Below are 13,208 nucleotides of genomic sequence, written 5' to 3' on the forward strand. Positions count from 1 at the left end.
AAGAAGCATTGCCGTTATTAACAATGCTTCTTTTACCACCTAAAAATTGGTGTTTAAATGCGTTTGATGTCTGCGCCCAAAGCAATCAAACGTTTATCAATATGCTGATAACCGCGTTCTATCTGTTCAATGTTACTGATGACCGATTTTCCTTTTGCAGATAATGCGGCAATCAGTAAAGAAACACCGGCACGAATGTCCGGCGAAGTCATTTCGATACCGCGTAGTTTTACTTTTTTGTCCAGGCCGATTACCGTTGCACGATGCGGATCACAAAGAATAATCTGCGCGCCCATATCAATCAGTTTATCTACAAAAAACAAACGGCTTTCAAACATTTTCTGATGAATCAAAACCGAACCTTTTGCCTGGGTGGCAATCACCAAAACAATACTCAGCAAATCCGGTGTAAAACCAGGCCAGGGCGCATCGGCAACGGTTAAAATAGAACCGTCAATAAAAGTATCGATCTCGTAATGTTTTTGTGCCGGGATAAATAGATCATCGCCACGTAACTCAAACTTAATCCCTAAACGCGCAAAGGTGTTTGGTATAATCCCTAATTCCTGAAACTGAACGTTTTTTATGGTGATTTCAGATTCCGTCATGGCGGCCAACCCGATAAAAGAACCGATTTCGATCATGTCCGGCAGCAAACGGTGATCTGTTCCGTTTAAAGATTCTACGCCTTCAATCGTTAACAAGTTGGATTTAATGCCCGAAATTTTGGCACCCATCCGGTTTAGCATTTTGCAAAGCTGCTGCAAATAAGGTTCACAGGCCGCATTATATATAGTAGTCGTTCCTTTGGCCAAAACGGCCGCCATCACTACATTTGCGGTGCCAGTTACTGAAGCTTCCTCCAGCAAAATATCGGTGCCTTGTAAACGGGAAGCATCTACATCGAAAAACTCTTCGGTGGCGTTGTATTCAAAGCGTGCGCCTAATTTTTCAAAACCCAAAAAATGGGTATCTAACCGTCGGCGGCCAATTTTATCGCCTCCGGGTTTTGGGATAGAAGCTTTGCCAAAACGGGCCAGAAGCGGGCCAACAATCATAATCGAACCTCTTAAACCACCGCCTTTTTGTTTAAAAGCATCCGATTTAAAAAAATCCTGATTGATATCATCAGCTTGAAAAACATAAGTATCAGGTGCAGTTTGTTCAACTTTTACGCCCATATCAGCCAAAAGCTCAATCAGTTTGTTCACGTCTTTGATATCCGGGATATTGCTGATCGTTACTTTTTCTGCCGTAAGCAACACGGCAGAAATTACCTGTAAAGCTTCGTTTTTGGCACCCTGGGGCGTAATTTCTCCTTTTAAAGGCTTGCCGCCCCAAATTTCAAATGCACTCATAATCTAAAATTTACCCGGTAAAAACAGTATTAAAATTTTCTGCCCGGGTTATTGTTGGTTCGGTTTCGGTTATTGTTTTGCGCGTGCCGCGGGTTATTGTTGTTCTGGCGGCCTTTATTGTTCTGGTTTTGGTTGCTGCCTGCACGCGCACGGCTGGTGTTTTGTGCTACCGGCGTGCGGTATTCAACCCGGTTCAGGTTAACGTTTTCTTCCAGTTTCAGTTCTCCTTTTGATAAAACCCTGAGATCATTTAAAATAGTATCATCGGCCACAGAATCCTTGTTCCAGGTTACGTAAGCCATCTTCATAAAATTGGCAATTGCCTGTACCATGTGCTGGCGGCGCGGCCCGTCTTCAATCGTCCGGGCTTTTTCAATCATCAGTTCAATTGTTTTGCCATAATGTTTAAAGCTGATCCTCTGGTTCGGATAGTTTAAAGGTTCCGGCTTAAAATGGATGGCTTCCTGCGTTGGCTTTGGGTAAGGCGCGTCCACATCGATCTTAAATTCCGAAATAATATGCAAATGGTCCCAAAGTTTATGTTTAAAATCTGCCACATCGCGCAAATGCGGGTTCAAAAAACCCATCAAATCAATCACTACGTTGGCATAGCGGTTGCGTTCTTCTTTGGTGGGCAGCGCAACGATGTATTTAACCATGTTTTGCACGTTGCGGCCATATTCAGACAGGATTAATTTGCTGCGGGATGAATTATAATCAAAAGTCATTTTTTCCAATTAATGGTAATGCTTCTTTTATACGGAAGAATTTGTTTAAAGCGTTAATTTACTTTAAACAGGAATAAAAAAGCTATTCTACAATACGAAGTTTTGCAAATTTAAGCAACAATTGCTTCTGTCCAAGTTCTTTAAAAAATATTGTTGCTTTAATGTCCGGTTTGTTGCCTTCCAGATTGATTACTTTGCCAAAACCAAAACGTTCATGTTCCACTTCCATTCCGGTTTGCAGCTTGTTCATGTCTGATGGCGCAAAACCAGCAGTTGGCACATGTGCTTTTGCCAAAACCGAAGTTGTTTTTGGTGCCGAAGCCATTTTCGGTTTAGAAAAAGAATCACTGTTGCCAGGTTTCGGGCTATCAAAAAACGGGTTTCCGGAAGAAACCGGTTTTGCGCTGTAATCCAGTTCTAAAAACCTGGCATCGATTTCATCCAAAAAACGGCTTGGTTCGCAATTGATCAATGTTCCGAATTTGAAACGGGAAGTTGCGTAACTTAAAGTCAGTTTGTGTTCCGTCCGTGTAACGCCTACATAAAACAAGCGGCGTTCTTCCTCCAAATCACTTCTTGAATTGAGCGACAGTTGTGATGGAAATAAATTTTCTTCCAGGCCAACCACAAAAACATGCGGAAATTCTAAGCCTTTTGATGAATGAATTGTCATTAGCGAAACCGTATCTGCATCCGGTTTTTTGTCGTTGTCATCGTTGGTGAGCAGCGCAATATCCTGCAAAAAAACATCCAGGCCTTTTTCTTCAATATCTTCGCGTTCAGAAAATTCTTTGATACCGTTCAGTAATTCCTGGATGTTTTCGTGCCGGTTCAGGCCTTCTACCGATTTATCTTCGTACAAATCTTTTAACAAACCCGAATGCTGGGCAATGTGCAAAGCCGCTTCATAGGCCGACATGGTTTGCGTAATCACTTGGAAACTTTGGATCATCACCACAAAATTGCTTACAGTTGTAGCCGTGCGCCCGTCCAAATATTTTTCCGGATCGGTAATCGCTTCCCACAAACTGATCTGGTTCTGATTGGCGGCAACAATCAAGCGGTCAACCGTGGTGTCACCGATGCCTCTTTTAGGATAGTTTATTACGCGTTTCAGTGCCGCTTCATCATGCGGATTGTAGGTTAGCCGGAAATAGGCAATCAAATCTTTGATCTCTTTACGCTGATAAAAAGACAAGCCGCCGTAAATTTTATAGGGGATATTAAGTTTGCGCAACGCTTCCTCCATAGATCTGGATTGCGCGTTGGTGCGGTATAAAATAGCAAAATCGTTCCAGCGGATACCTTTATTGGCATGTTCCTGCTGGATACCTTCGGCCACCATTTTACCTTCTTCATTATCGCTGAAGGCACGCATTACTTTAATTTTGTCGCCGTGTTCTTTCTCAGAATAAACCGTTTTTTTAAGCTGATCTTTATTGTTAGCGATGATGCTGTTGGCTACGTTAACAATATTTTGGGTCGAGCGATAATTCTGCTCCAGTTTAAATACATTCAGATCAGGATAATCCTTCTCAAAATTTAAAATATTCTGGATGTTTGCGCCGCGGAAAGCATAAATACTTTGCGCATCATCACCAACCACACAAATGTTTTCGTTGATGGCCGCCAGTCTTTTCACAATTAAATATTGCGAATAATTAGTGTCCTGGTACTCATCAACCATTAAGTATTTAAACTTATTCTGGTATTTGTACAGCGTTTCCGGATGCGTTTTCAGCAGTTCATTAGTTTTAAAAAGCAAATCATCAAAATCCATCGCACCGGCACGAAAACATCTAACGGCATAAGTTTCATAAATTTTGCCTAACTGCCCGCGTCCGCCCGAAAAATCATCCGCCTGGATCTGGTCGTTCTGCTGATATTCCTGCCAGGAAATCAAATTATTTTTGGCGGCAGAAATCCGGTTGTAAACAAAGTTGGCACTGTATAATTTATCGTCCAGGTTCATTTCTTTCAGGATGGCGCGCAATAAACTTTTGCTGTCATCGGTATCATAAATGGTAAAGTTTGACGGGTAACCGATTTTATTAGCCTCCACCCGAAGCAGCTTTGCAAAAACCGAGTGGAAAGTGCCCATCCAGATATTCTTTGCTTCGGTGCCAACAACGCTTGTAATCCGGTCGCGCATTTCGCGTGCCGCTTTATTGGTAAAAGTTAAAACCAGTATATTAAAAGCATCAACGCCTTGCCTGATCAGGTGTGCCACACGATAAGTAATTACTCTTGTTTTGCCGGACCCTGCACCGGCAATGATCATTACCGGCCCTTTTACACATTCCACAGCAGCTCTTTGCGAAGGGTTTAAGCCTTTTAAATATTCCAAAATAATCTCCTTAATTTATACGCAAAATTAAAAATCTGCGCCGGAGTTTTGGCAGCGATGCTTCTTTTATCAGGGTAAAATTATATTTCGTCCGGGTTAAGGTTCGGGTTGTTGTTCAGGTTTTTGTTCATACTGATGATTTCCTCATCAATATTAAAAACACATTTTCTGATCAGTTCAATGCATTCTTCCCGGTCGATCAGCTCATTTTCCTGCAAATAAATAATACCTTTTAACGTGGCAATCGGCCCGCGGACATGGTGTGATAAATGCAGGGAATATTCCGACAGGGTTTTGTTTTTTTCTGTTAAATCTTTAGTGCGTTCCTTAATAATGTCTTCCTGCCGGTGGTTAATTTGATCCAAATTTTCTTTTTGGGCCGAAACTTCCAGGTTTAAACGGGTAAGTTCCTTGTTGCTGTCCCTGGTTCTTTTGATATTGATAATCATTAAAAAAACAACAGCAGCCAATAGCACGGCCACAATTGCTGCCGCAGTTAAAAACACACTCACATATTTTTGATGTGCAATAATACGCTCGTTTTTTCGGCGGTTTTCCAGCTGGTTAAACAAATCTGAAGCCAAGCTGATCCTTCTTGAAAACGCTTGCCGATAATAGGCACTGTCCTGACTGTTGTTTTTTTTCAGGTAATTTAAAGCCGCAAAATAATTTTTTTTCTTATATTCTAACTGGAAGAAAGCATAGTTGAAATCGTTTTGCAGATCGTGGTTTTTTGAAGTCTGGGTATATTTATAACCATTTTCCAATGCTTCTTTTGCCGCCTCAAATTTGTCCTGCCGCAGATAAACGTTTGCTAAACTCAGTTCAATACTGCCGATGGTGTAATTAAAGTTCCGGGCTTTGGCTTTTACCAATGCTTCATTTAGTACAGCTTCTGCTTTTTGATATTGTTTTAAACCGTTGTAAGCCTCTCCAAAATCCTGCAGGCACTGGATAATCAATTCTTCGTTATTCTCTTCCCTGAATGTTTTTAAACTGATTTCAAATTTTTCTAAAGCGGCATTATAATCTTTCTTTTTGGTTTTGATAATGCCAATGTTCAAATAGATGCCGGCAACCGCTTCGGGGCTGTACTTTTCGGCAAGTGCCAATGATTTGTTATAATATTCTAAAGCCTTGTCGTAATCATTTAAAAGATACAAGTTGCCAATGTTGTTGTAAACTTTCCCTACACCTTTGTAATTGTTGTTTTGCTCAAAAGAAGCTATTGCTTTTAAGTAGTTGTTTAAAGCTTCCTGATAGTCGCTTAAATAATAATTTCCAATCCCGATCACCCTGCAAGCTTCGCCTTCACCATCTAAGTAATTGATTTTCTTTGAAAGAAACAATGCTTCGTTTGCAACTTTAATTGTTTTATGCGGATCTGTTAACCGGTAGCTAAAAGCATCTTTATTAATTGAATCAATGCGCAGGATTGCCTGGGCTTGTTGTGATTTTTTTTTGCCATCAGTATTTTGTTCATCTTTTGTAAAAGACAAAAACAATAAGCTAAATATCAAAATTTTGTATTTCACTTGAATTGGCTTGATAACAACAAACTAAAGAAAATTTTCAATTATCAACGTTAAGTTTTTACTGCAACCGGTAACATATAACATAAACGTTACGTACAAACTTGTATATTGATTTTAAATCTAACAACATCAAATTTATGAGAAAGTTTATTATTGTGATTTTTGCATTTGCAACTGTTTGTACGGTATCTTGCAAAAAAGAAAATGTTGAGCCAACAAATGATTTAATTAAAAAAACTATAATGAAAAGTGGCGGCGGTGATAAAAGGCCAAGCGGAACTTATGATTAAACTTTACAAAAATTTTATAACTAAAATTAAAAACGGTTTGTAAAAGATGTTTATCACCGTCCGATCACAACCATCTTTTTAACAAATTGTTCTGTTGGGGTTTGCATGGTATAAATATAAACTCCGGGCATAAAACCCGAAGTGGAAACTTCAATTTCATGATATCCGGAATTGAAATAGGTATTTGCAAGTGTTCTTACAATTGCGCCTGCCATGTTGTACATCGTTACCGTAACTTTGTTGGATTGTGACAAGCTAAAGCCAATGTTGGTTTTTCCAACAGCAGGATTTGGGTAATTTTGGTTTAAGCCTGAAAGCAAAAATTTTTGCTCTATGACCGTATTAATGGTATCAAACCAGGCGTAGGCGATGCGCATGTTTCCGGCTGCATTTGGGTGTACAGGATCTTGGTACAAGTTAAAATCTTTTCCTAAAGTTGCATTGATATCTGAAAGATAAACTTTTTTGTTTGTTGCAATCCTCCTGTAAATTATGTTGATCTGCCGGATCACAAAGTTTGCATTTTGATACCGTTTGTTATTTGCAGCGTTTAAATATTGTATTGTCCCGATAACTGGTATTAGATTGTAAGCCAAAGCAATTTCAACCATCTTGTTCATGTTGCTTTGTGTTTCGGTAATTTTCATTTTTTTGTCAACAATTGCCAGCGCATCATTTAAACCTATTAAAATTAAAAGAAAACCTTTTTTATTTATTATGGTGGATTCAAACCTGGCCAAACCTTGCGTGGTAGTTTGCCCCGGAATGCCAAAGTTTCCGACTATTACCGTTTTGCCCGGATAGCAGGCTTCAAAATCTGCTTTTAAAAAGGGCTGAAATTGTAATCCGTTTATTCCTGCTACAGTACTTGCGCCAAAAGTTGTGATGTTGATGCTGTCTTTACTATATAATTTTGAAGACAAAGAACAACTTGGTTTTTGCGCCCTGACTGTTGCTGAGGTAAAACCGGCAATAATCAAAAGCAGCAAACGAACAGACCTGAAAGCCATTTATTTTTATGATTGCTATGAACGAAACCCGGTAACGAATATAGGTTTATTATGCCTGTTTACTAAGGTTTGTTGAAATTTTGTTCAATATATTTTATGTGCTTCTTTTATCACCTCAAATTTGGTTGTTTTGGTGATTTTTTATTTCAGCAACAATTATAAGGGCAAAATTTAGGCAGTAAAAGAAGCATTGTGAACTTGCCGACAGCAATTGAAATAGGAAATAAAATTTATACAGCGAATTCAATACATCTTCCTGTCGGCTTTTTTTAAAAGGATCAGGAATTGTTTCAAAAAGTACCATGCTTCTTTTATCGCCTGTTTTTTGGGATGAACAGCACCTGGAGAAAATAAATCTGCAGCGAAAGGCTTCAACCCAAAATAAACCCCGTAAAATTTTTGTGTAGGTTTGCTCAAAACTTATACTGATGCAAATTATCAAAGATTATATTGCAGCTAACAAAGACCGGTTTTTGACCGAACTGTTTGAACTGCTCCGTTTTCCTTCCGTTAGTGCAGACCCGAAATACAAACCCGACGTTTTACACGCAGCAGCATACGTGGCCCAAAAGCTGCGTGAAGCCGGTGCAGAACAAGTTGAAGTTTGCCAAACGGCTGGTTATCCGGTGGTTTATGGTGAGAAAATAACCGATCCAAAAAAACCAACTGTTTTGATGTACGGCCATTACGATGTGCAGCCGCCAGACCCGTTGGAGTTGTGGAAAACGCCGCCTTTTGAACCAACCATCCGCGATGGTAAAATTTATGCCCGCGGTGCCTGCGATGACAAAGGACAGTTTTATATGCACATTAAAGCTTTCGAGCTGATGGTGCAAACCCAAACTTTGCCCTGCAACATCAAATTTATGATTGAGGGCGAAGAGGAAGTTGGCTCGGATAATTTGGGCATTTTCGTTCAGCAAAACAAAGAAAAACTGAAAGCAGATGTGGTTTTGATTTCCGATACCTCAATGATCAGTATGGAAAACCCATCGTTGGAAACCGGTTTGCGCGGCTTGTCTTATCTTGAAGTGGAGGTTACCGGCCCAAACCGAGATCTGCATTCGGGCGTTTACGGTGGCGCGGTGGCCAATCCGATCACCATCCTGGCAAAAATGATTGCTTCGCTGCATGATGAAAACAACCACATTACCATTCCTGGTTTTTATGATGAAGTGACCGAACTTTCCGCCAACGAAAAACATGCCCTAAACGAAGCACCGTTTGATCCGCAGGAATACAAGAAAGATCTGGATGTGCAGGAACTTTGGGGCGAAACCGGCTATTCTACTTTGGAACGTACCGGCACGCGCCCAACGCTGGAGCTGAACGGCATTTGGGGCGGATACATCGGCGAAGGTGCCAAAACGGTGCTGCCATCCAAAGCTTCGGCCAAAATTTCGATGCGTTTGGTGCCCAATCAAACTTCGGCACATATTACCGAACTGTTTACCCGGCATTTTAAAAGCATCGCCCCAAAATCCGTGAAAGTAAAAGTTACGCCGCACCACGGCGGCGAGCCGGTGGTTACGCCAACTTCAAGCGTAGCATTTCGGGCGGCAGAAAAAGCAATTGAAGCGTCTTTTGGTAAAAAGCCAATCCCAACGCGCGGCGGCGGCAGCATCCCGATTGTGGCTTTATTTGAGCAGGAATTAGGCATAAAAACAGTATTGATGGGTTTTGGGCTTGATAGTGATGCGCTGCACTCGCCAAACGAAAAATATGATATTTACAATTATTACAAAGGCATCGAAACCATCCCGTTGTTTTATAAATATTTTGCAGAATTGTCCGCAGAAAACTAACCTGAACAGGAATGCTTCTTTTATCGTACAAAAAATTGTTGTATGATTGAAGTTTGAAGGCTTATTTTCAAAAACAGATCATAAATTCAATCCAACCAAATGAGTAAAATAATTGTGTTCGGTGCTTCCGGTCAGCTTGGCCAGTGTTTAAAACAGGTTGCTGCCGAAATGGACATCACCGATATTGCTTTCCCTAATGAAACGGAAGGCAATATTTTGAACCCGGAAGCTTTGCAGGCACTTTTTGCCAAACATCAGCCTAAATATGTCATCAATTGTGCTGCTTATACGGCTGTGGACAAGGCCGAAGAGGAGCTGGATTTAGCCCGAAAAATCAACAAAACCGGTGTAGAAAATATTGCCGCTTTGTGCAGGCAGTTTGATGCTGCTTTGGTGCAGATTTCTACTGATTTTGTGTTTGAAGGCAATTCGCCGCATCCGCTGGTGGAAACCGATCCGGCAAACCCGATCAGTGTTTACGGTTTGACCAAACTGGAAGGCGAGCAAATAATAGCTGATTATACCGAAAAATACTTTATCCTGCGCACCAGTTGGCTTTATTCTGAACATGGAAACAACTTTGTGAAAACCATGCTGAAGTTGGGGAATGACCGGGACGAACTGAAAATAATTGCCGATCAGATCGGTTCGCCAACTTATGCAATTGATCTGGCTTCGGCGGTTTTGCAGCTCATCGAATCAGGAAGTAATGCATACGGGCTTTATCATTACAGCAACGAAGGCGTAACTTCCTGGTATGATTTTGCGCAGGGAATTTTCGATATTAGCAAAACCGATGTGAAAACCTATCCGATCCGTACGTCAGAATATCCGACCAAAGCCACGCGTCCGGCTTATTCGGTGATGGACAAAGCGAAAATCAAAAAAACGTTCGGCATCGAAATACCTTACTGGCGCCATAGTTTGGAGCGGTGTATCCAAGCTCTACAAAATCAATAATCAACCCAAATTTACCCCGATAAAAACAGTATGAAAGGAATAATATTGGCAGGCGGTTCCGGCACGCGTTTGTACCCGATCACCAAAGCCATCAGCAAACAATTGATGCCGATTTACGATAAACCGATGATTTATTATCCGTTATCGGTTTTGATCCATTCGGATATCCGCGAAATCTTAATCATTACCACGCCCGAAGACAGTTCCAGTTTTAAACGTTTGCTGGGCGATGGCAGCGAATTGGGCTGCCGATTTGAGTTTGCCGTGCAGGAAACGCCAAACGGTTTGGCTCAGGCTTTTGTAATTGGCGAAGAATTTATAGGGAATGATAAAGTGGCGTTGATTTTAGGCGATAACATTTTTTACGGTACAAATTTCGGCCGTTTGATGCGTAAGTTTAACAATGTTGACGGGGCGGCCATTTTTGCTTATCAGGTTTCCGACCCGGAACGTTACGGTGTGGTGGAGTTTGACGGAGATTTTAAAGCTTTGTCTATCGAGGAAAAACCTGACCGGCCAAAATCCAACTATGCGGTGCCGGGATTGTATTTTTATGATAACGAAGTGGTACAGATTGCCAAAGATATCCCGCTTTCCCCGCGTGGCGAATACGAAATTACCGATGTAAACAAAGTATATCTGGAACGAAAAAAATTGCATGTCGGCGTGATGGACCGCGGCACGGCCTGGCTGGATACCGGTACTTTTGATTCGCTGAGTGATGCCACCGAGTTTGTACGCGTGATTGAAAAGCGCCAGGACACCAAAATTGGCTGTATAGAAGAAGTGGCTTTCCGCCGTGGTTTTATGAACGAAGAACAGTTGCGCATAATGGCCGAGCGGTACAAAAAAAGTGGTTACGGTGCATATTTGTTAAAATTGCTGCATAATACAAAGTAAATTTAGTGATCAGCAATTAGTTGTTAGCTCTCAGTGTTTACTGATTGCTGAAAACTGATTGCTCATAGCCTTCAGCATAAAAATTAAGATCATGAACGAAAAAATCAAGGTAAACGAAGCAACAAACCAATTTGAACTGGAAACGCCGGAAGGGCTCGCCTTAATTACTTATGAAATACAAGGCAACGCGATATCTATCATGCACACCGAAGTGCCAGAAGCTGCCGAAGGACAAGGTATCGGTTCTGAACTGGCCGGGTTTGCATTGGATTATGCGCGGCAAAAGCAGTTGAAAGTGCAGGTTTACTGCAAATTTGTGCAGGCTTATTTGCAAAAGCATCCGCAATATCAGGATTTGATCAGCTAATAATTTCCAGCTTATGTTTACCGGATTTGATAGAAACTTAACCAGTTATGTTGATTTATCAGCCGGTGAACTGACTTTGATACACGAACATTTTCAGCATAAAACCTACCGGAAAAAAACATTATTGCTGAGCAGCGGCCAGGTTTGCGATTTTGAAGCTTATTTGGTTAAAGGCTGTTTAAAAAGGTATTATATTGACCCAAATGGCGAAGAAATAATTTTGCAGTTTGCCGTAGAAGATTGGTGGGTGAGCGATATGGTGAGTTTTACAGAACAAATCCCTTCGCATTTGTACATTGAAACCATTGAAGAAACCGAGCTTTTACAAATTTCCCATCAAAGTAAAGAATTACTTTTTCAGCAGATACCAAAACTGGAGCGTGTTTTCCGTTTACTGGTGCAGCGTGCTTATGCTGTGTTGGAAAACCGTTTTTTTACGGCTATAACTGCTTCTGCAGAAGAGCGTTATCTCAACTTTATCAAAAAATACCCAAATTTACCTCAGCGCGTACCGCAATACCAGATTGCGTCTTACATTGGTATCACGCCCGAAGCTTTAAGTCGTATCCGGGCTTCGTTGCTGCGCAACAAATAATACTTTATTGATTTGTGTCAACAAATATGCATGTTATAACACGTATATTTGTTCAGCTAATCAAAATCATCAATTCCTGATGTGTAAAAATTAGCGGTAAAAACAGTATGGCAAATACCATTTTTCATCCGGCCGATAGTCGTGGCCACGCAAACCATGGCTGGCTAAACAGTTATCATAGTTTTAGTTTTGGCGGATATTATAACCCGGATCGGGTTCAGTTTGGGGCATTGCGTGTATTGAATGATGACACTGTTGCCGGTGGCAGAGGTTTTGGCAGTCATCCGCACGATAATATGGAAATCATCAGCATTCCGCTGGAAGGTGATTTACAGCATGAAGACAATCTGGGCAACATTGGTGTAATCCGTAAAGGCGATGTGCAGTTGATCAGTGCAGGGACAGGCGTTTTTCACTCCGAAAAAAATAAAAATGCCAACCGGCAAGTGCAGTTTTTGCAAATCTGGCTGTTCCCGAACAAACTAAACGGTGCGCCGCGTTACGATCAGGTTTCTTTGGATGTGAACGACCGGCACAATAATTTCCAGCAAATTTTATCACCAAACCCAAATGGTCCCGGCGTTTGGGCGCAGCAGGATGCCTGGTTTAGTCTGGGTAAATTTGATGCAGGTTTTACCACAAATTATCAGCTTCAAAAACCCGGAAACGGCGTTTATGTATTTGTGATTGAAGGCGATGCAACCATAAACGGAAAGCAATTGAACCGTCGGGATGGTTTTGGTATCTGGGATGTTAGTCAGCTGGAAATCAAAGCTGATTCTGCCGGTACAGAAATTTTGCTGATGGACGTACCCTTGAATATTTGATCCGATAACATATTTCCCTTTTTAATGGTCAACCGGAAGATTAAACTTCCGGTTTCTTTCGTTATAAAAACATGCACCGTTTAAATATCCTCGCCATCCACCGCGATCCGTTAATTTTAGCTACTGTTTTGAGGCTGATCAACACTAATGAAAAATGGAACGGTATCGGCGCAAAAACCGATGAAGAAGCAATCCAACTATTTCAGCAGCAGCGTGTTGGCATTGTATTGTTTTGTGCTGGCATCGAACCGGAAAGTGAAGAAAAACTGAAAGCTGTTTTTAGCACACAAAATCCGCCGCCAATATTTTTGCAGCATTATGGTGGTGGCAGCGGTTTGCTCAGTGCCGAAATTTATGAAGCTTTGGCCAAGCAAGGCCATTAGGTTTTTCTGTTATCTTCGTCTGTTCCGGGATTTTTTTATAAAAATCTTGGATGTTGGATTAAAATATTTTTCTTTTGATCAGCCCAAAATTATACCTGTAAAA

At 41.1% G+C, this 13,208-nt stretch carries 13 protein-coding genes; 8 read left to right on the plus strand and 5 right to left on the minus strand.

The annotated features are described in order from the left end of the window. Positions 1-53 precede the first annotated feature (53 nt). The 4 genes from murA to ACOFKR_RS04040 all read right to left on the minus strand — a co-directional run bounded on the left by murA (position 54) and on the right by ACOFKR_RS04040 (position 5,932). The gene (gene murA, locus ACOFKR_RS04025; RefSeq protein WP_419802739.1) at positions 54-1,358 is read right to left on the minus strand and encodes a UDP-N-acetylglucosamine 1-carboxyvinyltransferase; all 1,305 of its coding nucleotides are present in this window, start codon (positions 1,356-1,358) and stop codon (positions 54-56) included. Between the two features lie 29 nt (positions 1,359-1,387). Then, complete coding sequence (locus ACOFKR_RS04030) at positions 1,388-2,086, minus strand: DUF4290 domain-containing protein (protein ID WP_419802740.1); 699 nt, start codon at positions 2,084-2,086, stop codon at positions 1,388-1,390. 82 nt (positions 2,087-2,168) lie between these two features. After that, a complete protein-coding gene (locus ACOFKR_RS04035; RefSeq protein WP_419802741.1) occupies positions 2,169-4,433 on the minus strand; it encodes an ATP-dependent helicase in 2,265 nt (754 codons plus the stop codon). 80 nt (positions 4,434-4,513) lie between these two features. Next, entirely contained in the window at positions 4,514-5,932 is a 1,419-nt protein-coding gene (locus tag ACOFKR_RS04040) for a tetratricopeptide repeat protein (RefSeq protein ID WP_419802742.1), read from the minus strand. 173 nt (positions 5,933-6,105) lie between these two features. On the opposite strand from ACOFKR_RS04040, the gene ACOFKR_RS04045 reads away from it, so the two are divergent. Further along, positions 6,106-6,258 carry a hypothetical protein gene (locus ACOFKR_RS04045; RefSeq protein ID WP_419802743.1) on the plus strand — a complete coding sequence of 51 codons (153 nt, stop codon included), beginning with the start codon at positions 6,106-6,108 and terminating at the stop codon, positions 6,256-6,258. 53 nt (positions 6,259-6,311) lie between these two features. Here ACOFKR_RS04045 and ACOFKR_RS04050 read toward each other — a convergent pair whose 3' ends face one another. Beyond that, entirely contained in the window at positions 6,312-7,268 is a 957-nt protein-coding gene (locus ACOFKR_RS04050; RefSeq protein ID WP_419802744.1) for a GDSL-type esterase/lipase family protein, read from the minus strand. Between the two features lie 428 nt (positions 7,269-7,696). On the opposite strand from ACOFKR_RS04050, the gene ACOFKR_RS04055 reads away from it, so the two are divergent. The 7 genes from ACOFKR_RS04055 to ACOFKR_RS04085 all read left to right on the plus strand — a co-directional run bounded on the left by ACOFKR_RS04055 (position 7,697) and on the right by ACOFKR_RS04085 (position 13,105). Next, positions 7,697-9,073, plus strand: a complete 1,377-nt coding sequence (locus tag ACOFKR_RS04055; RefSeq protein WP_419802745.1) for a dipeptidase — start codon at positions 7,697-7,699, stop codon at positions 9,071-9,073. Positions 9,074-9,172: 99 nt separating this feature from the next. Next, positions 9,173-10,033 carry a dTDP-4-dehydrorhamnose reductase gene (gene rfbD / locus ACOFKR_RS04060; protein WP_419802746.1) on the plus strand — a complete coding sequence of 287 codons (861 nt, stop codon included), beginning with the start codon at positions 9,173-9,175 and terminating at the stop codon, positions 10,031-10,033. A gap of 30 nt (positions 10,034-10,063) precedes the next feature. Next, a complete protein-coding gene (gene rfbA / locus ACOFKR_RS04065) occupies positions 10,064-10,933 on the plus strand; it encodes a glucose-1-phosphate thymidylyltransferase RfbA (RefSeq protein ID WP_419802747.1) in 870 nt (289 codons plus the stop codon). 91 nt (positions 10,934-11,024) lie between these two features. Then, positions 11,025-11,300, plus strand: coding sequence for a GNAT family N-acetyltransferase (locus ACOFKR_RS04070; protein WP_419802748.1), 276 nt, complete (start codon positions 11,025-11,027; stop codon positions 11,298-11,300). A 13-nt stretch (positions 11,301-11,313) separates the two neighbouring features. Beyond that, entirely contained in the window at positions 11,314-11,895 is a 582-nt protein-coding gene (locus ACOFKR_RS04075) for a Crp/Fnr family transcriptional regulator (protein WP_419802749.1), read from the plus strand. 107 nt (positions 11,896-12,002) lie between these two features. After that, a complete protein-coding gene (locus ACOFKR_RS04080) occupies positions 12,003-12,722 on the plus strand; it encodes a pirin family protein (RefSeq protein WP_419802750.1) in 720 nt (239 codons plus the stop codon). Between the two features lie 71 nt (positions 12,723-12,793). After that, the gene (locus tag ACOFKR_RS04085) at positions 12,794-13,105 is read left to right on the plus strand and encodes a hypothetical protein (protein WP_419802751.1); all 312 of its coding nucleotides are present in this window, start codon (positions 12,794-12,796) and stop codon (positions 13,103-13,105) included. The last annotated feature ends 103 nt before the right edge of the window (positions 13,106-13,208 follow it).

The organism is Mucilaginibacter sp., assembly GCF_965201005.1.
Classification (GTDB): Bacteria; Bacteroidota; Bacteroidia; order Sphingobacteriales; family Sphingobacteriaceae; genus Mucilaginibacter_A.

What these genes read in the sequence shown, in the direction of transcription:
- murA (WP_419802739.1), bottom strand. Translation starts at nt 1,358, where the DNA reads ATGAGTGCATTTGAAATTTGGGGCGGCAAGCCTTTAAAAGGAGAAATT.
- ACOFKR_RS04030 (WP_419802740.1), bottom strand. Translation starts at nt 2,086, where the DNA reads ATGACTTTTGATTATAATTCATCCCGCAGCAAATTAATCCTGTCTGAA.
- ACOFKR_RS04045 (WP_419802743.1), top strand. Translation starts at nt 6,106, where the DNA reads ATGAGAAAGTTTATTATTGTGATTTTTGCATTTGCAACTGTTTGTACG.
- ACOFKR_RS04050 (WP_419802744.1), bottom strand. Translation starts at nt 7,268, where the DNA reads ATGGCTTTCAGGTCTGTTCGTTTGCTGCTTTTGATTATTGCCGGTTTT.
- ACOFKR_RS04055 (WP_419802745.1), top strand. Translation starts at nt 7,697, where the DNA reads ATGCAAATTATCAAAGATTATATTGCAGCTAACAAAGACCGGTTTTTG.
- rfbD (WP_419802746.1), top strand. Translation starts at nt 9,173, where the DNA reads ATGAGTAAAATAATTGTGTTCGGTGCTTCCGGTCAGCTTGGCCAGTGT.
- rfbA (WP_419802747.1), top strand. Translation starts at nt 10,064, where the DNA reads ATGAAAGGAATAATATTGGCAGGCGGTTCCGGCACGCGTTTGTACCCG.
- ACOFKR_RS04070 (WP_419802748.1), top strand. Translation starts at nt 11,025, where the DNA reads ATGAACGAAAAAATCAAGGTAAACGAAGCAACAAACCAATTTGAACTG.
- ACOFKR_RS04075 (WP_419802749.1), top strand. Translation starts at nt 11,314, where the DNA reads ATGTTTACCGGATTTGATAGAAACTTAACCAGTTATGTTGATTTATCA.
- ACOFKR_RS04080 (WP_419802750.1), top strand. Translation starts at nt 12,003, where the DNA reads ATGGCAAATACCATTTTTCATCCGGCCGATAGTCGTGGCCACGCAAAC.
- ACOFKR_RS04085 (WP_419802751.1), top strand. Translation starts at nt 12,794, where the DNA reads ATGCACCGTTTAAATATCCTCGCCATCCACCGCGATCCGTTAATTTTA.